A 25,695-nucleotide genomic window follows, 5' to 3' on the forward strand; every position below is an offset into this window, starting at 1 on the left:
GTCGGCGGGCCTGCGGCGCGCCAGGATAGGCTGAAACCGTGACCCCGAGACCGCCCGCGGCCGGCACCCGCCTGTCGGGCAAGCTGGGCCTGAGTGACCGCATCTTCGCCGGCCTGCGTTCGCGTACCCTCCTCTCCACCGTCGAGGCGGGACTCGCGCGTGTCGAGACCGAGCTCGAGGGCGAGGTGCGCAGCGCCGACAAGCTCGCCGACGTCACCGCCCGTTACCTCTACGAGGCCGGGGGCAAGCGTGTGCGCCCCATGCTCGCGATCCTCACCGCGCAGCTCGGTCAGGGCACGACCAAGGAGGTCGTCGAGGTGGCCACGGCCCTCGAGCTGACCCACCTCGGTTCGCTCTACCACGACGACGTCATGGACGGCGCCGACAAGCGTCGCGGTGTGCCCAGTGCGCAGACGGTGTGGGGAAACAACATCGCCATCCTCACCGGCGACCTTCTCTTCGCCCGCGCCAGCCAGCTCATGGCCCGCCGCGGCGAGCGAGCGATCCAGCTGCAGGCCGACACCTTCGAGCGCCTCGTCCTCGGGCAGATGCACGAGACCGTGGGGCCGCAAGAGGGCGACGAGCCCGTCGATTTCTACCTCCAGGTGCTCGCCGACAAGACGGGGTCGCTGATCGCTGCCGCCGCGCAGTCGGGCGTCATCTACTCCGGCGCGCCGAAAGAGTTCGAAGAGCCCATGGTCGTCTTCGGTGAGAAGGCCGGTGTGGCCTTCCAGCTGCTCGACGACGTGATCGACCTGTCGCCCGATCCCTCCGAGACGGGCAAGGTCCCCGGAACCGACCTGCGCGCGGGCGTGCCGACCATGCCGTACCTGCTGCTCGGGCACCGTTCCGACGCGGCATCCGCCGATCTTCGTGCGCGTATCGACGAGGGCCAGCAACGCATCGCCGCCGGAGCCGACCCGTCGGTGCTCGACGGCGCGCTTGCCGAGCTCCGCGAGCACGACACCACGCACGAGACCCTGCGCCTCGCGCACCAGTGGTCGCAAGAGGCGATCGACGCCCTCGCGCCGCTTCCCGACGGTGCCGTGCGCGAAGCGCTGACGCGCTTCGCCCGCGCCGTGGCCGATCGCTCGGCCTGACCCCTTTCCGCCCCACCCCCCGATCGCGATCGAGAGGAACCCATGACGAAGCTGCGCCTCGCCATCGTCGGAGCCGGTCCCGCCGGCATCTACGCCGCCGACATCCTGCTGAAGTCCGAGCGTCAGTTCGACGTGTCGATCGACCTGTTTGAGCAACTGCCCGCGCCCTACGGCCTCGTCCGCTACGGCGTCGCCCCCGACCACCCGCGCATCAAGGGCGTCGTCACCGCGCTGCGCGAGGTTCTCGACCGCGGTGACATCCGCATCTTCGGCAACGTGCGCTTCGGCGAGGACATCACCCTCGACGACCTCAAGCAGCACTACAACGCCGTCATCTTCTCGACCGGCGCGATCCGCGACGCCGACCTCGACATCCCCGGCATCGACGCCGACGGCTCGTACGGCGCCGCCGACTTCGTCAGCTGGTTCGACGGCCACCCCGACGTGCCGCGCGAGTGGCCCCTCGAGGCGGAGTCGGTCGCCGTCATCGGCAACGGGAACGTCGCTCTCGACGTGACCCGCATGCTGGCCAAGCACGCCGACGACCTGCTGCCCACCGAGGTACCCGACAACGTCTACCAGGGGCTCAAGGCCTCGCCCGTCACCGACGTGCACGTCTTCGGCCGCCGCGGTCCCGCGCAGGTGAAGTTCACCCCTCTCGAACTGCGCGAACTGGGCGAGCTGCGCGATGTCGACATGGTCGTCTACGACGAGGACTTCGACTACGACGAGGCGTCCCTGGCCGCGATCCAGACCAACAAGCAGGTCAAGGTCATCGACCGTGTGCTGCAGCAGTGGCGCACCCGCCCGGGCGTGAACAACTCCGGCGGAGAAGCATCGCGTCGCCTGCACCTGCACTTCTGGGCGAAGCCCGTCGAGGTCGTCAAGGATGCCGCGGGTCGGGTCGCCGCGTTCCGGTACGAGCGCACCCGGCCCGACGCCGAGGGCGGTGTCGTCGGAACCGGCGAGATCCGCGAGGTGCCGATCCAGGCCCTGTACCGCGCCGTCGGCTACTTCGGCTCACCGCTGAAGGGCGTTCCCTTCGACGAGAAGCACGGTGTCATCCCCAACCACGAGGGCCAGGTGCTCGCCGCCGACTCGAACTCGCGCCTGCCCGGCGTCTACGCCACGGGCTGGATCAAGCGCGGCCCCGTCGGCCTCATCGGGCACACCAAGTCGGATGCCATGGAGACGGTGCGCCACGTCATCAACGACGCCGGTGAGTGGTGGCAGCCCGCGCACCCCGAAGAAGAGGCGATCCCCGCCCTGCTCGAGGAGCGCGGCGTGCGCTGGACCGACCTCGACGGCTGGCACCGCCTCGACGAGCACGAGGTCGCCCTCGGTGCCCCGCACGAGCGCGCGCGCATCAAGGTCGTCCCGCGCGACGAGATGATCGCGATCTCGCGCGGCGAGTAACACGCCCATGAAGAACCGCCCCGGTGCTTACCGGGGCGGTTCTTCGTGGGGCGGCTGCCGATGCGCCCCGGCTCTTCGAGAGCGTGTCCGCTGAGTTCTCACCGCGCCGAACCGAGCTGGCCCAGCCACAGGTAGAAGGCGATGAACACCGCGGCGCCCGCGAGGGAAGAGACGGCGCCGATCGCGCTCGGCATGATGCGGGGGCGGGCGCCGACGATCGTGCCCGCGAGCAACGCGGTGCCCAGCACGATCTGCACGACCCAGTACGCCGGGCTCGTCGAGCCGGCCACGACGGTCAGGCCGTAGACGCCCTCTCCGATCAGCACGGCCGCCACAGGAGCCGCCGCGACAGGTTTCCACGGCACGGGTCCCGAGCGTACGAGAGCTGCGGAGAGTCCGACCACGGGACCGGCGACGATGCCGATGAGGGTGAACGTGTCGTGGAACGGCTCGGCGTAGAAGAAACCCCGCCAGCCGGAGACGATGCGATAACCCTCGATGAGCAGCACGAACGATACGAGTCCGAGAGCCGCGGCCACGGGGAGCCGGACTCGCGCCAGCCACACCAGGCCGAACGTGAGAATCGTCCATCCACCGGCGGAGTTCGCGAACGAGACCAGCGATTCGGGCAGGACGCTCTGGCCGAAGCTCGTCAGACCGCCGAGAACGAGGGATGCCGCGGCGACGGCGAGAGCGGGAAGAAACCACGATCGGGGGTGCACGTTCTCACGGTAGGCAGCGGCGCGCCCGGGCGCGTCCGTCGTGAGATGGCGTTGAGGTCATACTCCCGATGGATGCGGCGGTCGTAGGTTGAACCTCCTATCCGCTCGGGCTGCAGGCTCTTGCCCGCTCGTGACCGGAACACAGCCGGTGTGGTCTCGGCGTACGACCATATTTGGGTTTCAGTCCTAAGGTGGGCGACTCCGTCGCGACGGGCAGTGCCTGTAGCGTGTGGGCAGAAGGTGCTCTTGGGGGGCGAAGGCATGACGAAAGATGTATCGATCGATTACACGACGTGGGACTGGATCCCCGGTGCAGCGGCCGAGATGCAGGCGTATGTAGCTCGATTGTTGCAGGAGGCGGGGATTCGGCCGCACGACGTGACGGCGCGAGTGAAGTCGATCGCGTCGGCGCAGCGCAAGCAAGCATCGAAGCGCTATGCATCGCCAACGCGGGAGATGACTGACATCGTCGCGGTCCGGATCATTACTTACTCCAACACTGACCGAGAACGGGCGGCAGATCTCGTGCGCGAGCGCTTCGTCGTGATCGACGGCGAAGATCGCAACCCTGGTGACGATAAGTCCATCCGTTTGCGCGGATATGACTGCCAACACATCGTTGTTGCGGGGCAACGTCCCACCCTCGAGACCGACTGGCTGGTCTCAGGTGGTCAGTTGTCGCAGTTCTTCGACGAACTCGGCGGTATCGAAATACAGATCCGAACGGTCGCGGGGCATGCCTGGGCGGAGTTCGAGCATGCGCGTCGATACAAGGGTGCCCAGTACGGGTCTATCGACACTCAGGACCAGGAGACGATTGATCAGCTCTTCGGAGCAGCGTCCGATGCGCGGCGGGCGCTGGACGAGGTCTTCGTCGCAATCGATCGCATGCTCGCGCGGCCATCCATCGACGAGTCGTCGATTCCTCTCGCGCAAACGGACGCAGAATCGGCGAACGTTGACGAAGGCGACGACGCCGCTATCGCGGCCGCTTCCCTTCGATCGTTCCTCTCCGCCCGCTTCCCAGACGACCGCGATCCAAGCGAGAACGGTCTCGAGTTCGGACTGAGGCTCGTCGCGGCTTGTGGAATCACGACGGTTGGTGCGCTTAAGGCCGCCCTCGAGCCGGTGGATAGCGAGCAGATTCTCGACCTCATGGATATTACGACGCCGGTCACTTCCATTCGTCGTCTCGATGACGAACTGCTCGCCCGGTATGGGGAGAGGTACATTCACGACACCGGATCGCTGGGACTGAATCAATCGCGCTCGCAGCAACTGGAATGGCGTTTCGACCGCTTAAGGGGCAAGAGTCGGTACAAGGTTTACTTCATCGAGGGGGCTGATCGTCCAGACGACCTCCCCCACAGGCCTCTGACGGCGACCGGAGTCGTGCGGGAACTTGCAGCTCTCGTCGCTCGTGAGAAGGGCGTCGAGACCGTCGTCGAGCTCGACGCTGTCAGTCGTTTTGATGACTTGCCGAGAGGGGCGCGGGGCAAGGCGGTTGCGATACGCCCGGGGGAGGTCATCTGGGTTTCGACCAACCTGAACCGCGACGGGTCTGAGGAATTGATGAGGAACCTCCTCGCTCTCGTGGACGGCTTCGACCTTCGAGTGCAAAGAGACGGGGAAACGGTAGCTGCTGCGTAGTAGTCCGCCGACCTCCCCGCGCCATGGGTGGCGCATTTCAGGATGTGCCATTGCAGGTGCATGAGGACGTGCCCGTTTTCACAACCAGGCTCGGATGCGGCGGTCGTAGGCTGGCGCGATGGGGGAGCGGCATCCGGATGTCCTCGGGGACGGGTTCGAACAGCAGACCCTGCCGCTCGGCAGCGATACCGAGGGCGAGGTCGTCGCTACCCTCGTGCGCTCGCGTCCCCACCCCGGTGCCCGTCTGTTCGGCGAATTGCGTGAGACCGACGTGCTGTACGTGCACGGGTGGTCGGACTACTTCTTCCAGGCCGATCTCGCGCGGTTCTTCACCGACCGCGGTGCCCGCTTCTGCGCCCTGGACCTGCGCAAGTACGGCCGTAGTCTGCGACCCGGTCAGACCCCGGGCTACGTTGCGGCGCTCGACGTGTACGACGCCGACATCGAGGCAGCCCTGGATGCCATGGGCACCAAGAGCGCGGGGCGGCTCCTCCTGCTGCTCGGGCACAGCACCGGGGGGCTCACGCTGACCCTCTGGGCGGCGCGGCATCCGGGTGTCGCCGATGCCCTCGTGCTCAACAGCCCGTGGCTCGAGCTGCAGCTCGGCCCGCTCGGACGCCAGGCGCTCGCGCCGATCGTGAACGCGCGCGCTCGCTTCGACCCGCTCGGCACGCATCCGGTCGTCGACCTCGGCTTCTACACGCGCGCCCAGCGCGAGCTGGGCACCCTCCCCGACGGTCCCGAGGGGTGGCGCCCGGCCCAGGGATTCCCGACCCATCCCGGCTGGCTCGCCGCGATCATCGCGGGTCATGCGCGGGTGGCATCCGGGGTCGATGTGGGGTGCCCGACGCTGGTGCTGCTGTCGGCCCGATCGACGGTGACGCTCGGGTGGAGCGACGCGATGCGCGAGACGGACTCGGTGCTCGTGGTCGACGACATCGCGCGCGCCGCCACCCGCATCGCCCGCACCGTCACCATTTCGCGCATCGAAGGGGCGGTGCACGACGTTTTCCTGTCGGCGCCGGCCGCGCGCGCCGCGGCCTTCGACGCGCTCGGATCCTGGGTGGGACGGATAGCGTAGAACGCGATCGAAGGAGCACCATGATCCCCACCGACGCGTCCGCCACCGAGCGCTACCGGGCCGCGCGAGACGAACTCCTCGCCGCGCGGACCGCCCCCGAGCAGGCGGCGTCCTTCCGCTGGCCGACGTTCGAGGGCGCGTTCAACTGGGCGATCGACTGGTTCGACCCGATGGCGCGCGGAAACGACGCGCCCGCACTCATCGTCGTCGACGACGACGGCACCCACCACCAGCGCACGTTCGACGAGCTGGCGCGCCGTTCCGACCAGGTCGCGGCATGGTTGGCATCCCGCGGCGTCCGTCGCGGCGAGTCGGTGCTGCTGATGCTCGACAACCGCGTCGAGCTCTGGGAGGCGATGCTCGCGATCATGAAGATCGGCGGGGTCATCGCCCCGACCACCACGGCCCTCGGGCGGGTCGATCTCACCGACCGCATCGCGCGCGCCGAGATCCGTCACGTCGTCGTCGGCGCAGCCGATGCCGACAAGTTCCACGACCTGCCCGAGGGACTCGGCCGTATCGTCGTGGGCGGCGAATACGCCGGCTGGGCGACGTACGACGACGCCTTTCAGACGGATGCCGAGCCGGCCCGGCATCCGGGGACCACCGCAGACGACCGCCTGCTGCTCTACTTCACCTCGGGCACCACCTCGAAGCCCAAGCTCGTCGAGCACACGCATTCGTCGTACCCGGTCGGCCACCTCAGCACGATGTACTGGCTCGGGCTGCAGCCCGGCGACGTGCACCTCGCGATCAGCTCGCCCGGGTGGGCCAAGCACGCGTGGAGCCTGTTCTTCGCGCCGTGGATCGCGGGGGCGACCGTGCTCGCCCTGAACTACTCGCGCTTCTCGGCCGAGCGGCTGCTCTCGGAGCTCGAGAACGACCGCGTCACGACCTTCTGCGCGCCGCCGACCGTGTGGCGCATGCTCATCCAGGCCGATCTCACCGGGCGCCGCGGCGCGCTTCGCGAGGTCGTGTCAGCGGGCGAGCCGCTCAACCCCGAGGTCATCGCCTCGGTGCAGCGCGCATGGGGCCTCGATATCCGTGATGGCTACGGCCAGACCGAGATGACCGCCGTGGTGGCGAACACGCCGAACGCCCAGCTCGTGCCCGGTTCGATGGGTCGCCCGCTGCCCGGCTGCCCCGTGGTGCTCGTCGACCCGGTCACGGGCGAGCGCGGCGACGAGGGCGAGATCTGCATCGATCTCGCCGAACGGCCCGTCAACCTCATGACCGGCTACGTGGGCGATCCCGAGCGCAACGCCGAGGCTTTCGCCGACGGTCTGTTCCACACCGGCGATGTCGCGAGACGTGACGAGACCGGCAGCATCACGTACATCGGGCGCACCGACGACGTGTTCAAGGCGTCCGACTACAAGATCAGCCCGTTCGAGCTGGAGAGCGTGCTCATCGAGCACCCCGCAGTGATGGAGGCCGCCGTCGTGCCCGCCCCCGACGAGCTGCGGCTCGCCGTGCCGAAGGCCTACATCGTGCTGGCCGCGGGCCACGAGGCGGGCGAAGAGGTCGCGCTCGACATCCTCCGCTTCGCGCGCGAGCGGCTCGCGCCGTTCCAGCGTGTGCGCCGTGTCGAGTTCTTCGAGCTGCCGAAGACGATCTCGGGCAAGATCCGCCGCGTCGAACTCCGCCAGCGCGAGGAGGCCGTCGCCCGCGGCGAGGTCGCGCACGAAGAGTGGACGGATGCCGCCCTGCGGGGCGACCGCTGACGCGCAACCCCCTCGCCGCGGTCGCGTCGGCGTGTGAGCATCGAAGTATGGAAAAGGATCAGAAGCAGCCGTTCGAAAACCCTTCCGTCGACGACGACAGCGACATGCCTTCTCACATGGAGGAGCGAAACATCGGTCGGGAGACCGAGCGCGAGATCACGCAGATGATCAACGGCATCGAGGGCTGATCGACTCGGGGTGGCCGATCTTTCGGCTACTCCATCGAGGAACAGGGTCGTTCAGACCGGTTCCGTCGTGCGAATGAGGCCGCAGGTCACGCACGACCACGCCACGAGAAAGCGCTCGTCGTCGAGGACCTCGAACCGCAACACGTCGCCGCAGGTCGGACAACGCGGGTACCCGTCGGGAACGCTCATCGCGTGACCACGGCCTCGCTCCGACTCGGGGCTTACCGGTAGTTCGTGAACTGCAGGTCGACGTCGAGATCGGCGGCCTTCAGGAGGCGCTGGACTTCCTGCAGGTCATCGCGCGACTTCGACTGCACGCGCAGCTCATCGCCCTGGATCTGCGACTTGACGCCCTTGGGGCCCTCGTCGCGGATGATCTTGTTGACCTTCTTCGCGTTCTCTTGCGAGATGCCCTCCTTGAGCGTGGAGGTGATGCGGTACTCCTTGCCGCTTTGCACGGGCTCGCCGGTCTCGAGGCTCTTGAGCGAGATGCCGCGCTTGATGAGCTTGGTCTGGAAGACGTCGAGCACGGCGTTGGCGCGCTCCTCGGAGTTCGCCTTGATGACGATCGACTCGCCGCTCCAGGCGATGGAGGCATCGGTGCCCTTGAAGTCGTACCGCTGCTCCACCTCTTTATGCGCCTGATTGAGCGCGTTGTCGGCTTCCTGCCGGTCGATCTTGGAGACGATGTCGAACGAAGAATCAGCCATGGATTGATTCTATTCGCGGCCCCCGCGTCGACACCCCCTCGACATCGTCCGCCCCATGCGGGTAGAGGCGCTCGTAGACTCGGATGCCATGCGAGCACTCACGGAACAAGAGGTGCGGGGGGCGTTCGTCAACGCCACCGCCGAAGAGTTGCGAGTCGTGGCGCTTCCGCTCGACTTCGTGCTGACGGACTGGGATCACCTCGACTTCCTGGCCTGGCGCGATCCGCGCACGCGCGGGCGGGGCTACGTCCTCACCGAAACCGACGGAGAACCCGCCGCGATCGTGCTGCGCGCGGCCGAGGGCCAGTCCCGGGCGCGCTCGGCGATGTGCAACCTCTGCCACACGATGCAGCCCGGCGACCAGGTGTCGCTGTTCACGGCGCGCAAGGCCGGTGAAGCGGGTGAGCACGGCGACACCGTCGGTACCTACATCTGCGCCGACATGTCGTGCCACGAGACCGTGCGCCTGGCCGCCCCCCTGGCGCCGAGCGAGATCCGCGCGAGCGTCGACCGCAAGATCGACGGCACCAAGCGCCGCACCGAGGACTTCGTCAGCCGCGTGCTCGACACCGCCGAGGTCTCGCGGTGACCGGGCGGGTCGTCGTCATCGGCGACGCGTTGATCGATGAGATCCGCGACGAGACCGGTGTGCGCGAGTTCGTCGGCGGAGCGGGACTCAACGTGGCGGTGGGACTGTCGCGGCTGGGGGTACCGGCTTCGCTCATCGCCATGGTCGGCGACGATGCGGCGGGGGAGCAAATCCGCGCCTTCCTGCACGAGCACGACGTCGAGCTGCTCGCGAGCCCCGCGAAGCACGGGTCTTCGCGCGCCGTGAGCACGCGCTCGCCGGGTGGCGAGCCCGAGTACGTCTTCAACGAGGCGGCACAGAACCGACGTGTGGCGTACGGAGAGGCCGAGCGCGCCGCGATCGCGGCCGCCCCGATGGTCGTCGTGAGCTGCTTCCCCTTCGACGACCCCGAGCAGACCTCCCTGCTGGTGGAGGCGACGGCGTCGCTCTCGACGCCCCTCGCGATCGACCCCAACCCGCGCAGCGGCATGTTGCGGGACCGCGCCGAGTTCGTCCGCGGCTTCGAGCGGGCGGCATCCGGAGCCCTTCTCGTGAAGGTCGGCGAGGACGACGCGCAACTGCTGTACGGTGGGCCCCTCGACGACCTGCGCGCACGGCTGGTCGACCTGGGCGTCGGCGCGGTGCTGGCCACCTATGGCGCGGGTGGCGCGGCGATCGATGCGGCCGGCACCTCGGTGTCGCATCCGATCGCGGATCTTCCCGGGCGCATCGTCGACACGATGGGCGGGGGAGACGCGGTGCTCGCCACCACCGCCGCCCTCGTGCGCGACCGACTGCCCGCGGATGCTCAGGAGTGGGATGCCGTGCTCTCGCGCGCCATGGACGTCGCCGCCGCGACTTGCCGGCACGAAGGCGCCCTGCTGCGCACGCCCGAGTGAGCGGGATGGTTTCGAGCATCCCTCGCGGGATAGTAGAGTGGTCTATCGCGCCTCCGGTCGACTGAGAAAGCCGGACGGGTGCGCACCTGGCGAGTTACCCAAGCGGCCAAAGGGATCTGACTGTAAATCAGACTGCATTGCATTCGGGGGTTCGAATCCCTCACTCGCCACCACCATCAGAAAAGGGCACCCGGATCGGGTGCCCTTTTCTTGTTCCCCAGCGTTGCGGGCTCAGCCTGCTGCGAGGAGCGCTTTCGATTTCGCCTCGAGGAAGCTCACGAGCGCGCCGAGCACGTTCACCTCGTTGCCGAGGTTGACCAGGGCGACGGCGCCGAGCTCGATGGTGGCGTCGCGCGCCTCCATGGTCGCCTTCCAACTGCCGTCCCCGCCGGTGATGGGCTGCAAGTACGTGATGGTCTTCGCCTCGGTGAGGTCGACAACGATGAGTCCGGAGTCCGGGTCGGTCTCGTCCTCCTGATCGAGGACGCGGATATCGCTGCCGGTGAGATAGCCGAGCGCGCGGAACTCGGTCAGCCACGCCTCGAGGAGGGACTTGTCGAGCAAAGTTCGTACCGGCATGGGCCTCTCCGATTCATTCGCACGAATATGGCGCGCCCCCACATTATGCGGGGTGATGAGAGAAGTCGACCGACGGGCCTCGAGGTGGTATCAGGCGGCGCGGACGGGGCGACCGGCGGGACGTGCCGCGCGGACAGGTGCGTGGGTCGCCTGCTCGGCGGCCTCCCACGTGTGGGTGTCAATCACGAGACCCGAGGCGGCGTTCGCCTGGTCGGCGAGGGACCGGAGGTATTCGCCCACGAGCTGCTCGGGCTCGACGGCATCGAAGACGAACCGCAGGGGAATGGAGGGCTGGAGCCAGATCGTGGAGCGGCCGGCTTCTTCGGGGGTGCCGGTCCACGTCAGGGTGAACGATTCACCGCGGCGGAGCTTGGTCGAGGTGATCACCTTGATGTAACCCATCAGGCGATCGGGCAGAACGATCGGGTCCTTGTCGGATCCGTAGAACAACGTGGCCATGGCGATCTCCTTCGCTCGGGGTCGACGGGCTGATCATTAAGGTAGCACGTATTTCACAAACTTAATTAATTCTGCAAAATATTCAGGATGTTCACTATGGTGGAGTTGTGGCCGGCCGGGCCATGAAGGAGGAGGTGGTGGAATGACTCAGTCCTCCGCGTTGACCATGGCGCTCGACGAGTACGTCGAAGCGCGTGACGAGATGGCCGCGCAGGCACGCGCCGACCTCGGTGTGAGCGAGCTGGAGGCTGCGGCTCTCTGCTGCATCTGCGACGAGCCCGGCATCCGCCCCTCCCACCTCCGCTCTCGGCTGGGGGTGACTCCTGCCGGGGTGACCACCCTCGTCGACCGGCTCATCGGCCGAGGTCTGCTGCGCCGTGAGCTCGACGCCGACGATCGGCGCGTCAACCACATTTATCTCGAGATCGACCTCGAGGTCGAGCCGTGGAATGGTCTCCGCCGGTTCTCGAGCGAGGTCGAGGCGGCCGTTCTGTCGGAACCGCGCGAGGCTGCCGAGGCTGCCGCGGCTCTACTCCGCCGCATCACGGAGCGGGTTCGTACGCGGGTCTGAGGCGACCGGCCTCGAGGTGGACCACCTGGTCCGCCTCCGCAATCAGCCGTTCGTCGTGGCTGACGCACACTGCCGTCGCGCCGCGGCGGATCTCTTCCTCGATCGCCGCGCGGTTGAGCTCCGCGCTCGCCGTGTCGAGCCCGGTGGTCGGTTCGTCGAGCAGCAGGATCTCGGCCTGTCGGGCGAGGCCTTGTGCCAACAGGGCGCGCTGACGCTGTCCTCCGGACAGGGATGAGAACGGATGCCGACCCAGGTGCGCGATGTCGAGTCGCCGCATCGAGAGGTCGACCACTTTCCGATCCTCGCGCGTCAGGCGGCGGAGGGGGCCGATGCGACCCCACGCCCCCACGGTCACGACATCGCGAACGGTGAGGGGGAGGTGTTCTCCCACGGCTGCTCGCTGGGGGACGAAGGCGCGTGACTGATCGCCGAACTCGATAGCCCCGGATGCCGGTATGCGGGCGCCCGCGAGAACTTCGAGCAGCGTCGACTTGCCCGCACCGTTGGGCCCGACGATCACGGTGAGGGCCGCGCGGGGGAGGTCGAGGTCGACGTCGTCGAGGGCGACCGTCCCGGGGAACTCGACGCGCAGACCGCGGGCACGCAGGGCGGGAGTCGTCATATCTCCATCATACGAGTTTGATAACCGTTCTCACTTAACGCTACGGTCGAACACCGTGTCCTGGCTCACCGATCCCTTCTCGCTCGAGTTCGTGCAGCGTGCCCTCCTGGGCGGCGTGCTCGTCGCGGTGCTCTGCGCGGTGGCCGGCACCTGGGTGATCGTCCGGGGCATGGCGTTCCTCGGCGAGGCGCTCGCGCACGGCATGCTCCCCGGTGTGGCCCTGGCCACCGTGCTCGGCGTGCCCGTGCTCATCGGGGCGGCCGCCAGCGCCGTGGTGATGAGCCTCGGCATCGGTGCCGTGCAGCGGCGTGCGAAGCTCTCGTACGACACGAGCATCGGCCTGTTGTTCGTCGGCATGCTCGCACTCGGCGTGATCGTGATCTCGCACGCGGGAAGCTTCGCGACCGATGCCACGGCCATCCTGTTCGGTGACATCCTCGCCATCACGAGCGCCGATCTCGTCGTCCTGGCCATCGCGGTCGTCGTCGGGATCGCTGCCGCGACCCTGACGCACCGCTCGCTCGTCGCCCTCGCGATCGACGAGCGCGTCGCGCGGGTGCTCGGACTCGGCCCGCGTCTGGCGCAGACGGTACTGGTGGGTCTAGTGACACTCGCCGTGGTGGCTTCGTACCAGGCCGTCGGCTCGCTGCTGGTGGTGGGGCTGCTCGTCGCTCCCGCCGTGGCGGCGAGGCAGTGGACCGAACGCATCCCCTCGACCATGGTGCTCGCGGCCGGTATCGGCGCGGCCGCCGTCGCGGTCGGGCTCCTCGTTTCGTGGCACGCCGCGACGGCCGCCGGAGCGACGATCGCCGCCACCGCGATCGCCGCCGCCGGCGTCTCGTGGCTGCTGCGACTCGCCACGGACCAGGCCCGTCGTCGCTTTCCCACGACGATCGCCGTACCCGCCTGACTTCCCTTCCCGCTCCACCGGAAAAGACCCCATGCTTCATCCCACTCGATCTCTCGCGCCCCTCGGCGCGCTCCTGCTCCTGGCCCTGGCGGGCTGTGCCGCGCCGTCCGCGCCGTCCGCCCCGACAGCGACTGCCGAGAGCGACGCTCACGGCCAGATCGACGGCGCCGCAGAGCTGGCCGAGCCCGCGCTCGGGCTCACCTCGATCGACGCCGACGGTCGGGTCTCGCACCTCGACCTCCTCGACGAGTCGACGGCCGACCTCGGAACCGTCCGCGCGCCCGCGGCGGTGCATTCCGACGGTCGCTACCTCTTCTCTGCCGCTGCCGACGGCGTCTCGATCGTCGACAGCGGAGTGTGGACGTGGGACCACGTCGACCACTTCCACTACTACCGAGCACCCGCACGGGTGATCGGCGAGGTCGCGGGCGAGGGCGTGGCCACGGTGGCGACCTCCAACTCATCGACGACGGGCGGCACGGGGGTGTTCTTCCCCGACTCCGGCGAGGCGGTCCTGCTCGACACCGAGGCGCTGTCGAAGGGCGAAGTAGCCGAGAAGTTCCGCGTCACCACGGAGCCGGGCGCAGGTCTCGTGGTCCCCGCCGGGTCGTTCGCGGCGATCGCCTCCGCGGGCGAGGTGTCGCTGCACGCGGCAGACGGAACCGCGATCGGGGTGACGACCCCGTGCGTCGAACCCGCGGGCACCATCACGACACGCGTCGGAGCGGTGATCGGCTGCCGGGACGGCGCCGTGCTGGTGAGCGTCGACGGCGAGCAGCCGGTCGCCGAGGTCGTTCCGTATCCGCCCGGGACCACCGCGCCCCGCGCCACGGGCTTCCACAACCGGGAGGGTCGACCGAGCGTCGCCGCTCTCGCGGGTGACGCCGGAATCTGGATCCTCGACACCCGCGAGCGCGCGTGGACGCTGCTTCCCGCCCCCGAGCCGCTCGTGCAGGTCACGGCGGTCGACGACAAGAACGCGAACGTCCTCGCCCTGACCGCGGGCGGTCGGGTGCTCGTGCTCGACGGTGACACCGGCGCGGTGCGCGCGGCATCCGCCCCTCTGGTCTCGGAGAGCCTCGCCGCCGGACTGCCCGTGACCCTGATCGCCGACCAGCAGCGTGCGTACCTCAACGGGCCGGCCGAGAACCGCATGTGGGAGCTCGACTTCGCCGACGATGCGCGGGTGGCGCGCGAGTTCGCCCCCGAGCGCACGCCGCTCTTCTTCGCAGAGACGGGACGCTGACATGCGCCGCACCCTCGCCGCCCTCGCCGCGGCTGCTCTCCTGTGCCTCACCGGATGCGCCGGTTCCGCGGCATCCGATCGACCTCTGGTCGTGGTGACCACGAACATCCTCGGCGACGTCGTGTCGAAGCTGGCGGGCGACGACGTCGAGGTCCTGACCCTCATGCGCCCGGGCGCCGACCCGCATTCGTTCGAGATCTCCGCCGCCGAGGCCGCGCGCATGCGTTCCGCCGACCTGCTGGTCGCCAACGGACTCGGTCTCGAGGAGGGGCTGCAACAGCACCTCGACGCCGCGTCCGCCGACGGGGTGCGCACCATCGTCGCGGGCGACGCCGTCCGTGTGCTGCCGTACACCTCCGCCGACGCAGACGGGGCCGACGACCCGCACTTCTGGACCGACCCCGCGCAGATGATCGCCGTGGTGGACCGGCTCACTCCCGCGCTCGAGAGCCTCGGCGGGGCCGCCGTCACCGAGCGCTCCGCCGGCTACCGCGCGCAGCTCGAGACGCTGGACGCGGACATGACCGCGGCTTTCTCCGCGATCCCGGCCGAGCGTCGTGCCCTCGTCACCAACCACCACGTGTTCGGCTACCTCGCCGATCGCTTCGACTTCCGCCTGATCGGGGCCGTCATCCCCGGCGGGACCACCCTCGCCGCCCCGAGCACGAGCGATCTCGCCGACCTCGTCGCGGCGATCGATGAAGCGAAGGTGCCGACCATCTTCGCCGAGTCCTCGTCTCCCGACCGGCTCGTGCGCGCACTCGCCGAGGAGGCCGACCGCCACGTCGAGGTGACCGAGCTGTTCACCGAGTCGCTCACCGACGCCTCGGGCGACGCCCCCGACTACCTGACCATGATGCGCGTCAACACGGAGCGCATCGCCACCGGGCTCTCGCCCTGACGAGACCCGCCCACCGAAGAAAAGAGACACCCATGCGCAGCTTCTCCCTGCCCCGCGCGGGCCTGGTCGCCCTCGCGATCGGCGCCACCGTCACCCTGTCGGCCTGCGCCGGCGGCACCGCCCCCGGGTCCGCGTCCCCGGATTCGACCGTCGCAGCCGAGGCGGCCACGCGTGTGGCGTTGTCGTACCCCGGCGGCATCCTGGTGCTCGACGGTCAGACCCTCGAGACCGTCGGCGACTTCTCGTCGGAGGAGTTCACCCGCCTGAACTCCGCCGGCGACGGCCGGCACATCATGGTGACCATGAGCGAGGGGTTCCAGGTTCTGGATGCCGGCACCTCGGCCGCCGAGCCCGAGCTCACCGACCTCGTCTTCCCGGCGTCGAAGCCCGGTCACGTGGTGACGCACGGGGGGAAGACGGTCCTCTACGCCGACGGCACGAGCGACTCGACGATCTTCGACACCGATGCGCTGCTGGCATCCACCGAGTCCCTTCCCGAGGTCGAGACGGTTCCGGGCGTCGAGGCGCACCACGGGGTGTCGATCGTGCTCGAGGACGGCTCGTTCGTGACCACCGTGGGCAACGCCAACGGTCGCACGGGCATCGTCGTGAAGGATTCCTCGGGTGCGACCATCGCCGAGAACGCGGCCTGCCCGGGCGTGCACGGTGAAGGCACCGCCAAGGACGAGGTCGTCGTCTTCGGGTGCGACAACGGCGCTCTCGTGCTCGACGAGGGTCAGATCACCAAGATCGAGGCCCCCGACCAGCCGTACGGACGCTCGGGCAACATGTTCGTGAGCGAGACCAGCCCGCTCGTGCTCGGCGACTACAAGGACGACCGCGACGCCGAGGGGTACCTGCTGCACCGCGTCTCCGTCGTCGACACGGCCGCCAAGACGCAGACCGTCATCGACATGCCCGCAGGGGCCGAGTACACCTTCCGCGACCTGGCGCGCGGTCCGCAGGATCTGGGATACGTCCTGGCCTCCGACGGTGCGATCCACGTGCTCGACCTCGAGAAGGGGGCGTTCACCGACGCCTTCCCCGTGATCGACGCGTGGGAGGGGCCCGTCGAGTGGCAGGACGCCCACCCCGCGATCAAGGTCTCGGGTGACATCGCCTACGTGACCGAGCCCGCGAAGAACGCCGTGCACGCGGTCGATCTCACCACCGGCGCGGTCGTGAAGAGCGTCACCCTCGATCACACGCCGAACGAGATCGCGCTCACGAAGTAAGCGTCCGCTCGCAGACGGGAGTGATCGTCTGCGAGAGGCGCCCTATCGGCCGCCCCGGTCGTACGCCACCTGCAGTGCTTCGCGCACCGCGCGTACGCCGGGGCGGTCGGCTGTTCCGCGGCGGACGGCCGTGAACACCTCGCGTCGCGGCTGCCCGGGCAGGCCCACGAGTCGCACGGGAGGCGTCTCGCCCGCGAAGACGAGATCGGGGATCATGCCGACGGCATGACCGGATGCCACGAGCCGGGCGTGCGCGGTGAGGTCGGCCATCTCGAAGCGCACGTCGGGCTCGAACCCGGCGGCGCGGCACTGCTGCGTCGCCCACTGACGGGCGGCGGTGCCCACCGGCTCCATGACCCAGGCGCGCTCGCGCAGGTCCTCCAGGCTCTGCGCCGGATCGTCGCTCGAGACGGCCAGACGGATGGCATCCCGCCCCAGCAGGCTGCGCTCGAGCCCCTCGCGATGCTCGCGCGTGTGACCCGGGTACTGCTCGGCCACGACGAGGTCGAAGCCGCGCGCGGCCACCTCGAACAGTCCCTCCTCGGGGGCGAGCTCCGCGACCTCGATGCGCAGGTTCGGCTCGCTCCCGGCCAGGGCGTCGAGGGCTCGGGGGAGTAGGCCGTGCGCGGCGGACTGCATGACGGCCACCCGCACGGGCGCCAGCGACGGCCGCATGCGTTCCAGTTCGGCGCGGGCCGCTTCATCGGCGGCCAGCATGCGCGCGGCGTGCGCCGCGAGAGCGGCCCCTTGGGCGGTCAGACGGACGCGCCGTCCGTCCGGTTCGAGCAGCGGCACCCCGGCCTCTCTCTCGAGCAGGGCGAGCTGCTGCGAGATGGTCGACGGGCTGTACGAGAGGGCGTCGGCGACGGCCGCGAGGGTGCCGCGGACCGACAGCTCGTGCAAGAGGCGCAAACGGCGCAGGTCGAACATGGCATCCCTTCGATTTCATCGATCAGTATGCGTCAGGAATCATCGCTTTTCCCGAACGGATGGCAGCCCCATGCTGAAAACATCCGAGGAAGGATCGCCATGTCGCTCACCGATGTCCCCGACACCACGTCCGGCACCACCCCCGCCGCACTCGTCTCTGCCCACGAGCTCGCCGACGAGGCGATCGCCCTCGTGCGCCGCTGGCTCGCCGAGAGCCGGAACGAGCCCGTCGACGCCGCAGCCCAGCGGCTGGCCGGGGTTCTGCGCGACCCGCACGGCCTCGACTTCACCGTCGGCTTCGTCGACGGCGTCGTGCGCCCCGAAGACGTGCGCGTCGCCGCGCGCAACCTCGCCGCGCTCACCCCGCTCATCCCGGGCTTCCTGCCGCTGCACCTCAAAGCCGCGATCCGCCTCGGTGCGTTCGCCGCGCCCATCCTGCCGCAGATCGTCGTGCCCGCCGCCCGTACGGCACTGCGCTCGATGGTGCGCCACCTGATCGTCGACGCCACCGACCGCAAACTCGGCGAGGCCATCTCCTCGATCCGCGGTCGGGGAGACGGCATCCGCCTCAATGTGAACCTGCTCGGCGAGGCGATCCTCGGCAAGAAAGAGGCCGCGCGGCGCCTGGCCGGCACCCGAAAGCTCCTCTCCCGCGACGACGTCGACTACGTCTCGATCAAGGTCTCGTCGACCGTCGCCCCGCACACGCCCTGGGCCTTCGACGCCGCCGTCGCCGACGCGGTGGCGGCCCTGCGCCCCCTCTACCGTGTGGCGAAAGAGACCGGCACCTTCCTCAACCTCGACATGGAGGAGTTCAAAGACCTCGACCTCACCCTCGCCGTCTTCGAGACGCTGCTGGCCGAGCCCGAGTTCCACGGCGTCGAGGCCGGCATCGTGCTGCAGGCCTATCTGCCCGACGCGCTCGCCGCGATGATCCGCCTGCAGGAGTGGACCGCCGCGCGCGTGGCATCCGGGGGAGCCCCCATCAAGGTGCGCGTGGTCAAGGGCGCGAACCTGCCGATGGAGCGGGTGGATGCCGACGTGCACGACTGGCCGCTCGCCACCTGGCCCTCGAAGCAGGCGACCGACGCCTCGTACAAGGCCGTCCTCGACTACGCGCTGCGCCCCGAGCACACGACCAACGTGCGGATCGGCGTCGCCGGCCACAACCTGTTCGACGTCGCCCTCGCCTGGCTCCTCGCCGAGCGTCGCGGAGTCACCGGCAGCATCGACGTCGAGATGCTTCTCGGCATGGCGACCGCGCAGCAGTCCGTCGTCCGCCGCACGGTCGGTTCGATCCTGCTCTACACCCCCGTCGTGCACCCGCAGGAGTTCGACGTCGCGATCGCGTACCTGATCCGCCGCCTCGAAGAGGGCGCATCGAGCGAGAACTTCATGTCGGCGGTGTTCGACCTCGACACCCACGAGGCGCTGTTCTCTCGCGAGCGTGACCGCTTCTTGGCATCCCTCGCCGACATGCCCGAGGGCGTTCCCGCCTCGAACCGGGTGCAGGACCGCTCGGCCGAGGCCCCTCTCGCCCCCGCGCACGGCTTCCGCAACACCCCCGACTCCGACCCGGCGATCGAGGCGAACCGCGACTGGTCGCGGGCGATCGTCGCGCGCATGGAGGACTCGCCGCTCGGCGCGCGGACCATCGCCGACCACACGGTCACCGACGAAGCCACGCTGAACGCACTGATCCAGGATGCCGCGACGGCTGCCGCGGGCTGGCGCGAGCTCGGAGCCGCGAAGCGCGCGGAGATCCTGCACCGCGCGGGCGACGCGCTCGAGAAGCGTCGCGCCGACCTGCTCGAGATCATGGGCGCCGAGTGCGGCAAGGTCATCGAGCAGAGCGACCCCGAGGTGTCGGAGGCGATCGACTTCGCCCACTACTACGCCGAGCAGGCGCGCACTCTCGAGGCCGTCGACGGCGCGACCTTCACCCCGGTCGGTGTCACCGTGGTCACCCCGCCGTGGAACTTCCCCGTCGCGATCCCCGCGGGCTCGACCCTCGCCGCGCTCGCCGCCGGTTCCGCCGTGGTCATCAAGCCCGCGGGTCTCGCCGAGCGCTCCGGCGCCGTCATGGTCGAGGCGCTGTGGGAGGCGGGGGTTCCCCGTGAGGTGCTCAAGCTCGTGCAGGTGTCCGAGAACGATCTCGGTCGTCAGCTGCTCACGCACCCCGCCGTCGAGCGGGTCGTGCTCACCGGCGCCTACGAGACGGCGGAGCTCTTCCGCTCGTTCCGCCCCGACCTGCCGCTCTTGGCCGAGACGAGCGGCAAGAACGCCGTGATCGTCACGCCGAGTGCCGACCTCGACCTCGCCGCGAAAGACGTCGCGATGTCGGCCTTCGGCCACGCGGGCCAGAAGTGCTCCGCGGCATCCCTCGTCGTGCTCGTCGGATCGGTGGCGCGCTCGCGGCGCTTCCGCGACCAGCTCGTCGATGCCGTCACCTCGCTCGAGGTCGGTATGCCGTGGGACGAGGCCTCGCGCATCGGACCCCTCATCGAGCCCGCTCAGGGAAAGCTGCTGCGCGCGTTGACGTCGCTCGAGCCCGGCCAGCGCTGGGTGGTCGAGCCGAAGCGCCTCGACGACGAGGGGATGCTGTGGCGGCCCGGCATCCGCGAGGGCGTGCAGCCCGGCAGCGAGTTCCACCGCACCGAGTACTTCGGTCCCGTGCTCGGCATCATGACCGCCGAGACCCTCGACGACGCGATCGAGATCGTCAACGCCATCGAGTACGGCCTCACCTCGGGCCTGCACGCGCTGGATTCGTCCGAGATCGACACCTGGCTCGCGCGCATCGAGGCCGGCAACGTCTACGTCAACCGCGGCACCACCGGCGCCATCGTGCAGCGCCAGCCCTTCGGCGGCTGGAAGAAGTCCGCCGTCGGCGCGGGCACCAAGGCCGGCGGACCGCACTACCTGTTCGGCTTCGGAACGTGGGCGGATGCCGAGACCTCGTCGCCCCGCACGCCCGACGCCCTCGCCGCCCCGGCGCTGGCGGCCGTGCCCGCCGCGGACCGCGAGTGGGTGGCATCCGCCCTCTCGAGCGATGCCGCCGCGTGGGCCGGGGAGTTCTCGCTCGCCCGTGACGTGACCGGCCTGGAGTCGGAGCAGAACGTGCTCCGCTACGCCGCGGTTCCGGTGACCGTGCGCGTCGAGGACGCGTCGGAGGCTGCGCTCGTGCGCGTGGTCGCCGCGGGTGTCCGCGTCGGGTCGGCCGTGACGGTGAGCACGGCTCGCGAGCTCTCGCCCGCGGTGCGTGCCTGGCTCGAGGGCGTCGGCGTCCGCGCCGCGGTCGAAGACGCCGCCGAGTGGGGTCGCCGCGCTGCGCGGCTGGCCCGGACGGGTGGCCGCATCCGCCTGCTCGGCGGATCGCCTGTGGCGGTGGCCGAGGCGACGAACGGCTCGCCCTCGGTCGCCCTCTACGCAGGCGACGTCACCCGCGCCGGGCACGTCGAGCTGTTGCCGTTCCTGCGCGAGCAGGCCGTGTCGATCACCGCGCACCGCTTCGGGACGCCGCGCCGGTACGAGGTGCCGCCGCTGGTCGGCTGATCCCCCCCGACGGCGGGGCCGTTCCTTCGGGGCGGCCCCGCCTCTTCGGTGGGCCCGGGACGGTGCCGCGGGCGTACCGTCCGGCGGAGACCGGTGGCGACCCGCCGGGTCGGGGTGGTGTGGGTCGGCGTGTCGGGGTCGGAGTCCGCAGGACGGCGCGCACGACAGGCACGTCGAGGATCCGGGTGGCGGCTACGTCGTTCCCGACGCCGCGGGACCGCGGTCGCCGCGTACGAGATCTTCGCGGGGGAGGGGTACCTGTCGACCCGCCCCGGCGGCCGGTCGTGTTCGGCTACGCTGGGCCGTCGACACTGGCATTGATGGATGCCGTCGCCCAGATCGTCGAGACGCTCCGCGCCCATGGCGGACCGTCGTGCGGAGTTCGGCGGTGACACGCCAGGCACGGTGAGGGCCTGAGCGGTGTGTCCCGCAGAACCTCCGCAGGACGGGGGAGGCCCCGGCCCCGGCCCTCACCGACCGAGGATCTCCAACGCCGCCATCGCCGCGTTCTGACCCCCGATGCCGCTCACCGCCCCGCCGCGCTGAGCGCTCGAACCGCACAGCAAGACCCGCGCGTGCGGCGTCGCCACTCCCCAGCGCGCGGCGGGGGAGTCGGCGGGCGCGTCGAGCCACGGCCACGAGAGGGCGCCGTGGAAGATGTCGCCGCCGGCCATGTTGAGCGTGGCTTCAAGGTCGCTGGTCGTGCGGGCCTCGATGCAGAGCCGGCCGTCGGGCGCCCGCAGGATGCAGTCGCGCAGCGGCTCGGCGAGCACCGACTCCAGCGACGCCTGGGCGGCGGCCAGCAGTCGTGCTCCCGCGGCGACCGGGTCGGTGTCGGCGATGAGCCGGTGCGGCACCTGCAGGCCGAACATCGTGAGCGTCTGCGCGCCCGACGCGCGCAGCTCCTCACCGAGGATGGACGGGTCGGTGAGCGAGTGGCAGTAGATCTCGACCGGGAGAGGCTCCGGGATGAGCCCTCCGGATGCCGCCACGTGAGCGGCATCCAACTGGGTCATGGTCTCGTTGACGTGGAAGGTGCCCGAGAACGCCGCTTCGGGGGTCACCGATTCGTCTCGCAGTCGCGGCAGCCGCGAGAGCAGCATGTTGACCTTCACCTGCGCACCCTCCGGCTCCTCCGCCCTCGTCGTGGCGGCGCCGCCCGCAGCCAGCAGGCGGTCGAGGACGGCGCGGCCGACGCCGCTGAGCACGAGGTCGCCGTGGAAGACGTCGGAGCGGTCGGTCATGGTGTGCACGTCGCCGTCGGGTGAGATCGAGATGACCTCGACGCCGGTGACGATCTCGGCCCCCGCTTCGCGAGCGGCGCGTTCGAGTTCGGCCGTGACCGCGCCCATGCCACCCACGGGGACGTCCCAATCTCCCGTCCCGCCGCCGATCACGTGGTAGAGGAAGCAGCGGTTCTGCGCGAGGGAGGGGTCGTCGGACGAGGCGAAGGTGCCGATGAGCGCGTCGGTGAGGGCGATACCGCGCACCAGATCGCTCTCGAACGAAGAGCGCAGCAGGTCGCCGAGCGGGCGGGTGGTGAGGGCCTCCCACAGCTCGTCGTCGCCCACGCGTTCGCGCAGTTCGTCCGCCGTGGGCAGCGGCTCGGTCATCGTCGGGAAGACCGCCCGGGCCACCGGGGCGAGGCGCTCGCCGAACGCCGCGAAGCGCTCGGCCTCCTCCGCGTCGCCGAGGGTGCGCGCGAACGAGGCGGCCGTCGCCTCGGCATCCCGCGTATCGACGAGGATCCCGCGCGTGGGATCGGCCGGGTCGGGTGTGTAGGAGGAGTAGCGGCGGCGGCGCAGGTCGACGCGCAGACCCAGGTCGTCGATGACCTTCTGCGGCAGCAGGCTCACCAGGTACGAGTAGCGCGACAGGCGCGCATCGACACCCGCCCACGGGCGCTCCGACACGGCGGCGCCGCCCACGGCATCCGATCTCTCGATCACCACCACGCTGCGCCCTGCCCGGGCGAGATAGGCCGCGGCGACGAGGGCGTTGTGCCCGCCCCCCACGATGACGACGTCGTACCGGCGAGAATCCGAAGCGGTCATGAGCCCACGCTAACGACAGCGGCGAATTCGCCGAAGGGGGTGGCGCACGTAGCCTGGATGCCATGACTTCCGCAGCCGACCTGCTCGAGATCGCCACGCGTATCGCTCGGGAGGCCGGTGAACTCGCCCACCGTCGCCGTCGCGAGGGAGTAACGGTCGCCGCGACCAAATCGGCGGCCGCCGACATCGTCACCGCCGCCGACCGCGAGGTCGAGGCCTTCATTCGCGCGGAGCTCGCGCGAGAGCGTCCGGACGACGGCTTCTTCGGCGAGGAATCCGGCGCCGAAAAGGGAACGAGCGGCATCACGTGGGTCGTGGATCCCATCGACGGCACCGTCAACTACGCCTACGGGATCCCGGCCTGGGCCGTGAGCATCGCCGCTGTCGAGGGCACCGCCGAGACCGCGTCGTGGACCGCGCTCGCCGGGGCGGTCTTCAACCCCGTGACGGGCGAGCTCTTCCGCGCCTCGCGCGGTGGGGGCGCCTGGCTCGGCGACCAGCGCCTGTCGGTCGCCGAGGTGGGCCCCGCCGGGGGACTCGTCGCCACCGGTTTCGGGTACAACCCCGAGACCCACGGTCCGGCCCTGGAGCAGCTGTCGCGTGTCATGCCGATCGCCCGTGACGTGCGCCGTATCGGCGCGGCGTCCCTCGATCTGGCCTCGGTGGCCGCCGGTCGCGTCGACGCGTATTACGAGCGCGGCACGCAGCCGTGGGATCACGCCGCCGGCGCGCTGCTGGTCGCCGAAGCGGGCGGAGTCGTCGGGGGAGCGCCCGGCGGACGCCCCGGCAACGGCATGGTGATCGCCGCGGGGCCGGAGTTCTACCGCCGTCTCGAGCCGCTCCTCGACTACGAGCGGTGACAGGGGCCGCGCCCATGGCATTCTCAGATCAGCCGAGGTAGGGTGTTTACCAGTTCGTTATCTTCCGCAACCCGAACCTGCGGAGATGGCCAAGCCCCTACAGCCCGAAGCCGTCGCGTTCGCGACACGACACGAGAGCCCTTCCGCGTTGCCGTCAGAAGCCTCTGAGACTGAGCCCGCCGTCACCCGACGGTCTCGTCGCCCCCTCCCCACGCCCGCTCCCGAGACGACCCCCCGGCTGACCCGAGCCGAGATGCGCCGTCGCTCCGCGAGCGAGACCCCCGTCGCCACGCTCGAGGCCCCCGCCGCCGAGCCGCAGGGCGCCGACCCCGCCCCGGTCGACGCCGACGCCGCCTCTCAGTCCGAGCTGATCGAGAGCGTCGCCGCTGCCGTCGTCGGCACCGTCATCGCCGCGACCATCGAGCCCACGCTGCCGCCTCGCGCCGCCGCCGCGGCTCCCGCCGAGCAGACTCCGGATGCCGCGGCCTCCGACGCCCTCGACGTCACCGTCGTCGACGAGCAGCGTCGTGCCGACGACGTCGCCGTCATCCTGCAGAGCGCGGACGGCGCCGTCGCCACCACCCCGGTGTCCCTCCCGACCTCGCCCATCACGCTTCCCGTGAGCCGTCGGTCGCGCCGTCGCCCCCAGGCGTCGGTCATCCTCGATTCGACCGCCGACGAGGCTGTGGCCGAGCCGGTCGTCGCTGCCGCCGAGCCGGCCGCGGCGCGCGCGTCGAAGCCGCTCGAACAGGCCGCTATCGAGCCCGTCGCCGCCGCCGCGTTCCCCGCTGACGACACCGTGGCCGATGAATTCGCCACCGCCGCGCGCCTGTTCTCGTTCACCGGCGAGACGCCCACGCAGCAGGCGGCTCCCGTCGCCCCCGCTCCCGAGCCGGTGTCGGAGGGGCTGCCCGCCGCGGCCGCTCCCCGCACCCGCCGCAACGTCCGCCGCATCGCCGCGACCTCGTTCTCGGTCGGCGTCATGGGCGTCGTCGGACTCCTCACCGTGGGCATGACCATGCCGGTCAGCGCCATCGCCTCGGCGAGCGGCACCGACAGCATCACCGCTCCGGTCGCCGACACCGCGACCACGCGTCTCGCGGTCGGCGGAGACGTCGCCTCGTCCGACGGGGCGATCCAGGCGTACGTCGCCCCGGCCCAGTCGCAGGCCGCGGTCGTCGACCGCGCGGACGGCTACAGCGCCACCACGTACTCCAAGATGGCCGTCGACTCGGGCATCAAGTACCCCACCAACTTCTACGTCAACAACCCGACGTCGCCCATCCAATGGCCCTTCGCGGTCGGCGTCTCGATCTCGTACGGCTTCGGCATGCGCGACGGCGGCTTCCACGAGGGTGCCGACTTCGTTCCCGGCGAGGGTGCGCCCGTGCAGGCGATCGCCGACGGCACCGTCCGCATCGCGACCGAGCAGGGTGGCGCCTTCGGTGTGACCGTGCTGATCGACCACGTGATCGACGGACAGCTCGTCTCGAGCCGGTACGGCCACATGCAGTACGGCTCGCTCCAGGTCACCCCGGGCGAGAAGGTGCACGTCGGCCAGTTCCTCGGACGCACCGGCAACACGGGTCGATCGTTCGGCGCGCACACGCACGTCGAGATCCTCCAGAACGGCACGACCCCGATCGACCCCATCGCGTGGCTGCGTCAGCACGCCGGCGGCTGAGGCTCGATTCGTAAGAGAGTGTCGAGGTCTG

General features: G+C 70.0%; 23 protein-coding genes and 1 tRNA gene. 17 read left to right on the forward strand and 7 right to left on the reverse strand.

The features are described from left to right. The first annotated feature begins 38 nt into the window (after positions 1 to 38). Positions 39 to 1,100 (forward strand): polyprenyl synthetase family protein, encoded by a 1,062-nt coding sequence (locus tag AB6V29_RS04805; RefSeq protein ID WP_210073162.1) that lies wholly within the window; start codon positions 39 to 41, stop codon positions 1,098 to 1,100. 42 nt (positions 1,101 to 1,142) lie between these two features. After that, entirely contained in the window at positions 1,143 to 2,516 is a 1,374-nt protein-coding gene (locus AB6V29_RS04810) for an FAD-dependent oxidoreductase (RefSeq protein ID WP_210073164.1), read from the forward strand. Between the two features lie 98 nt (positions 2,517 to 2,614). Here the strand turns inward: AB6V29_RS04810 and AB6V29_RS04815 are convergent, their stop codons facing one another. Beyond that, positions 2,615 to 3,238 (reverse strand): DUF6518 family protein, encoded by a 624-nt coding sequence (locus AB6V29_RS04815; RefSeq protein WP_267788013.1) that lies wholly within the window; start codon positions 3,236 to 3,238, stop codon positions 2,615 to 2,617. 261 nt (positions 3,239 to 3,499) lie between these two features. On the opposite strand from AB6V29_RS04815, the gene AB6V29_RS04820 reads away from it, so the two are divergent. The 4 genes from AB6V29_RS04820 (at position 3,500) to AB6V29_RS04835 (ending at position 7,881) form a co-directional block, all read left to right on the forward strand. Continuing rightward, a complete protein-coding gene (locus AB6V29_RS04820) occupies positions 3,500 to 4,888 on the forward strand; it encodes a GTP pyrophosphokinase family protein (RefSeq protein ID WP_369357314.1) in 1,389 nt (462 codons plus the stop codon). A gap of 118 nt (positions 4,889 to 5,006) precedes the next feature. Continuing rightward, positions 5,007 to 5,969 carry an alpha/beta hydrolase gene (locus AB6V29_RS04825; RefSeq protein ID WP_369357316.1) on the forward strand — a complete coding sequence of 321 codons (963 nt, stop codon included), beginning with the start codon at positions 5,007 to 5,009 and terminating at the stop codon, positions 5,967 to 5,969. A gap of 20 nt (positions 5,970 to 5,989) precedes the next feature. Beyond that, entirely contained in the window at positions 5,990 to 7,693 is a 1,704-nt protein-coding gene (locus AB6V29_RS04830; RefSeq protein WP_267788008.1) for an AMP-binding protein, read from the forward strand. 47 nt (positions 7,694 to 7,740) lie between these two features. Beyond that, positions 7,741 to 7,881 (forward strand): hypothetical protein, encoded by a 141-nt coding sequence (locus AB6V29_RS04835; protein ID WP_210073172.1) that lies wholly within the window; start codon positions 7,741 to 7,743, stop codon positions 7,879 to 7,881. A 221-nt stretch (positions 7,882 to 8,102) separates the two neighbouring features. Here the strand turns inward: AB6V29_RS04835 and AB6V29_RS04840 are convergent, their stop codons facing one another. Then, positions 8,103 to 8,591 carry a YajQ family cyclic di-GMP-binding protein gene (locus AB6V29_RS04840; protein WP_210073176.1) on the reverse strand — a complete coding sequence of 163 codons (489 nt, stop codon included), beginning with the start codon at positions 8,589 to 8,591 and terminating at the stop codon, positions 8,103 to 8,105. Positions 8,592 to 8,679: 88 nt separating this feature from the next. On the opposite strand from AB6V29_RS04840, the gene AB6V29_RS04845 reads away from it, so the two are divergent. The 3 genes from AB6V29_RS04845 (at position 8,680) to AB6V29_RS04855 (ending at position 10,231) form a co-directional block, all read left to right on the forward strand. Continuing rightward, a complete protein-coding gene (locus AB6V29_RS04845) occupies positions 8,680 to 9,180 on the forward strand; it encodes an FBP domain-containing protein (protein ID WP_267788005.1) in 501 nt (166 codons plus the stop codon). Next, the gene (locus AB6V29_RS04850) at positions 9,177 to 10,058 is read left to right on the forward strand and encodes a PfkB family carbohydrate kinase (protein ID WP_369357319.1); all 882 of its coding nucleotides are present in this window, start codon (positions 9,177 to 9,179) and stop codon (positions 10,056 to 10,058) included. The genes AB6V29_RS04845 and AB6V29_RS04850 overlap by 4 nt, the downstream gene beginning before the upstream one ends. 88 nt (positions 10,059 to 10,146) lie before the next feature. Then, positions 10,147 to 10,231 (forward strand) — tRNA-Tyr (locus AB6V29_RS04855). Between the two features lie 58 nt (positions 10,232 to 10,289). Here AB6V29_RS04855 and AB6V29_RS04860 read toward each other — a convergent pair. Together AB6V29_RS04860 and AB6V29_RS04865 are read right to left on the reverse strand one after the other, a co-directional pair. Then, complete coding sequence (locus AB6V29_RS04860; RefSeq protein ID WP_210073182.1) at positions 10,290 to 10,637, reverse strand: hypothetical protein; 348 nt, start codon at positions 10,635 to 10,637, stop codon at positions 10,290 to 10,292. Between the two features lie 90 nt (positions 10,638 to 10,727). Then, positions 10,728 to 11,096 (reverse strand): hypothetical protein, encoded by a 369-nt coding sequence (locus tag AB6V29_RS04865; protein ID WP_210073184.1) that lies wholly within the window; start codon positions 11,094 to 11,096, stop codon positions 10,728 to 10,730. A 142-nt stretch (positions 11,097 to 11,238) separates the two neighbouring features. On the opposite strand from AB6V29_RS04865, the gene AB6V29_RS04870 reads away from it, so the two are divergent. After that, the gene (locus AB6V29_RS04870) at positions 11,239 to 11,667 is read left to right on the forward strand and encodes a MarR family winged helix-turn-helix transcriptional regulator (protein ID WP_267788001.1); all 429 of its coding nucleotides are present in this window, start codon (positions 11,239 to 11,241) and stop codon (positions 11,665 to 11,667) included. On the opposite strand, the gene aztA is transcribed toward AB6V29_RS04870, so the two are convergent. After that, entirely contained in the window at positions 11,639 to 12,289 is a 651-nt protein-coding gene (gene aztA / locus AB6V29_RS04875; protein WP_369357320.1) for a zinc ABC transporter ATP-binding protein AztA, read from the reverse strand. The genes AB6V29_RS04870 and aztA overlap by 29 nt on opposite strands. Before the next feature lie 55 nt (positions 12,290 to 12,344). Here aztA and aztB point away from each other — a divergent pair, with 55 nt between their 5' ends. Genes aztB through aztD form a run of 4 tightly spaced genes read left to right on the forward strand, consistent with a single transcriptional unit; the run spans position 12,345 to position 16,581 of the window. Continuing rightward, positions 12,345 to 13,199, forward strand: coding sequence for a zinc ABC transporter permease AztB (gene aztB / locus AB6V29_RS04880; RefSeq protein WP_267787998.1), 855 nt, complete (start codon positions 12,345 to 12,347; stop codon positions 13,197 to 13,199). Positions 13,200 to 13,230: 31 nt separating this feature from the next. Then, positions 13,231 to 14,445: an ABC transporter gene (locus AB6V29_RS04885; RefSeq protein ID WP_369357323.1), complete on the forward strand. Its 1,215-nt coding sequence runs from the start codon at positions 13,231 to 13,233 to the stop codon at positions 14,443 to 14,445. A 1-nt stretch (position 14,446) separates the two neighbouring features. After that, positions 14,447 to 15,346: a zinc ABC transporter substrate-binding protein AztC gene (gene aztC / locus AB6V29_RS04890; protein ID WP_267787996.1), complete on the forward strand. Its 900-nt coding sequence runs from the start codon at positions 14,447 to 14,449 to the stop codon at positions 15,344 to 15,346. A gap of 32 nt (positions 15,347 to 15,378) precedes the next feature. Further along, complete coding sequence (gene aztD / locus AB6V29_RS04895; protein ID WP_369357325.1) at positions 15,379 to 16,581, forward strand: zinc metallochaperone AztD; 1,203 nt, start codon at positions 15,379 to 15,381, stop codon at positions 16,579 to 16,581. A gap of 42 nt (positions 16,582 to 16,623) precedes the next feature. Here the strand turns inward: aztD and AB6V29_RS04900 are convergent, their stop codons facing one another. Further along, the gene (locus tag AB6V29_RS04900; protein WP_369357327.1) at positions 16,624 to 17,511 is read right to left on the reverse strand and encodes a LysR family transcriptional regulator; all 888 of its coding nucleotides are present in this window, start codon (positions 17,509 to 17,511) and stop codon (positions 16,624 to 16,626) included. A gap of 99 nt (positions 17,512 to 17,610) precedes the next feature. On the opposite strand from AB6V29_RS04900, the gene AB6V29_RS04905 reads away from it, so the two are divergent. Further along, positions 17,611 to 21,066, forward strand: coding sequence for a bifunctional proline dehydrogenase/L-glutamate gamma-semialdehyde dehydrogenase (locus AB6V29_RS04905; protein ID WP_369357329.1), 3,456 nt, complete (start codon positions 17,611 to 17,613; stop codon positions 21,064 to 21,066). A gap of 470 nt (positions 21,067 to 21,536) precedes the next feature. On the opposite strand, the gene AB6V29_RS04910 is transcribed toward AB6V29_RS04905, so the two are convergent. After that, positions 21,537 to 23,120, reverse strand: a complete 1,584-nt coding sequence (locus tag AB6V29_RS04910) for a phytoene desaturase family protein (protein ID WP_369357330.1) — start codon at positions 23,118 to 23,120, stop codon at positions 21,537 to 21,539. Positions 23,121 to 23,182: 62 nt separating this feature from the next. On the opposite strand from AB6V29_RS04910, the gene AB6V29_RS04915 reads away from it, so the two are divergent. Together AB6V29_RS04915 and AB6V29_RS04920 are read left to right on the forward strand one after the other, a co-directional pair. Then, positions 23,183 to 23,980, forward strand: coding sequence for an inositol monophosphatase family protein (locus AB6V29_RS04915; RefSeq protein WP_369357332.1), 798 nt, complete (start codon positions 23,183 to 23,185; stop codon positions 23,978 to 23,980). Positions 23,981 to 24,233: 253 nt separating this feature from the next. Then, on the forward strand, positions 24,234 to 25,664 hold the full coding sequence (locus AB6V29_RS04920) for a peptidoglycan DD-metalloendopeptidase family protein (RefSeq protein ID WP_369357334.1): 1,431 nt from the start codon (positions 24,234 to 24,236) through the stop codon (positions 25,662 to 25,664). Positions 25,665 to 25,695 lie beyond the last annotated feature (31 nt).

The organism is Microbacterium sp. 20-116 (genome assembly GCF_041079415.1).
Lineage (GTDB): Bacteria > Actinomycetota > Actinomycetes > Actinomycetales > Microbacteriaceae > Microbacterium.

What these genes read in the sequence shown, in the direction of transcription:
- AB6V29_RS04900 (WP_369357327.1), bottom strand. Translation starts at nt 17,511, where the DNA reads ATGTTCGACCTGCGCCGTTTGCGCCTCTTGCACGAGCTGTCGGTCCGC.
- AB6V29_RS04845 (WP_267788005.1), top strand. Translation starts at nt 8,680, where the DNA reads ATGCGAGCACTCACGGAACAAGAGGTGCGGGGGGCGTTCGTCAACGCC.
- aztA (WP_369357320.1), bottom strand. Translation starts at nt 12,289, where the DNA reads ATGACGACTCCCGCCCTGCGTGCCCGCGGTCTGCGCGTCGAGTTCCCC.
- AB6V29_RS04920 (WP_369357334.1), top strand. Translation starts at nt 24,234, where the DNA reads ATGCGCCGTCGCTCCGCGAGCGAGACCCCCGTCGCCACGCTCGAGGCC.
- AB6V29_RS04825 (WP_369357316.1), top strand. Translation starts at nt 5,007, where the DNA reads ATGGGGGAGCGGCATCCGGATGTCCTCGGGGACGGGTTCGAACAGCAG.
- aztC (WP_267787996.1), top strand. Translation starts at nt 14,447, where the DNA reads ATGCGCCGCACCCTCGCCGCCCTCGCCGCGGCTGCTCTCCTGTGCCTC.
- AB6V29_RS04905 (WP_369357329.1), top strand. Translation starts at nt 17,611, where the DNA reads ATGTCGCTCACCGATGTCCCCGACACCACGTCCGGCACCACCCCCGCC.
- AB6V29_RS04830 (WP_267788008.1), top strand. Translation starts at nt 5,990, where the DNA reads ATGATCCCCACCGACGCGTCCGCCACCGAGCGCTACCGGGCCGCGCGA.
- AB6V29_RS04870 (WP_267788001.1), top strand. Translation starts at nt 11,239, where the DNA reads ATGACTCAGTCCTCCGCGTTGACCATGGCGCTCGACGAGTACGTCGAA.
- AB6V29_RS04835 (WP_210073172.1), top strand. Translation starts at nt 7,741, where the DNA reads ATGGAAAAGGATCAGAAGCAGCCGTTCGAAAACCCTTCCGTCGACGAC.
- aztD (WP_369357325.1), top strand. Translation starts at nt 15,379, where the DNA reads ATGCGCAGCTTCTCCCTGCCCCGCGCGGGCCTGGTCGCCCTCGCGATC.
- AB6V29_RS04820 (WP_369357314.1), top strand. Translation starts at nt 3,500, where the DNA reads ATGACGAAAGATGTATCGATCGATTACACGACGTGGGACTGGATCCCC.
- AB6V29_RS04910 (WP_369357330.1), bottom strand. Translation starts at nt 23,120, where the DNA reads ATGACCGCTTCGGATTCTCGCCGGTACGACGTCGTCATCGTGGGGGGC.
- AB6V29_RS04865 (WP_210073184.1), bottom strand. Translation starts at nt 11,096, where the DNA reads ATGGCCACGTTGTTCTACGGATCCGACAAGGACCCGATCGTTCTGCCC.
- AB6V29_RS04860 (WP_210073182.1), bottom strand. Translation starts at nt 10,637, where the DNA reads ATGCCGGTACGAACTTTGCTCGACAAGTCCCTCCTCGAGGCGTGGCTG.
- AB6V29_RS04915 (WP_369357332.1), top strand. Translation starts at nt 23,183, where the DNA reads ATGACTTCCGCAGCCGACCTGCTCGAGATCGCCACGCGTATCGCTCGG.
- AB6V29_RS04885 (WP_369357323.1), top strand. Translation starts at nt 13,231, where the DNA reads ATGCTTCATCCCACTCGATCTCTCGCGCCCCTCGGCGCGCTCCTGCTC.
- AB6V29_RS04840 (WP_210073176.1), bottom strand. Translation starts at nt 8,591, where the DNA reads ATGGCTGATTCTTCGTTCGACATCGTCTCCAAGATCGACCGGCAGGAA.
- AB6V29_RS04810 (WP_210073164.1), top strand. Translation starts at nt 1,143, where the DNA reads ATGACGAAGCTGCGCCTCGCCATCGTCGGAGCCGGTCCCGCCGGCATC.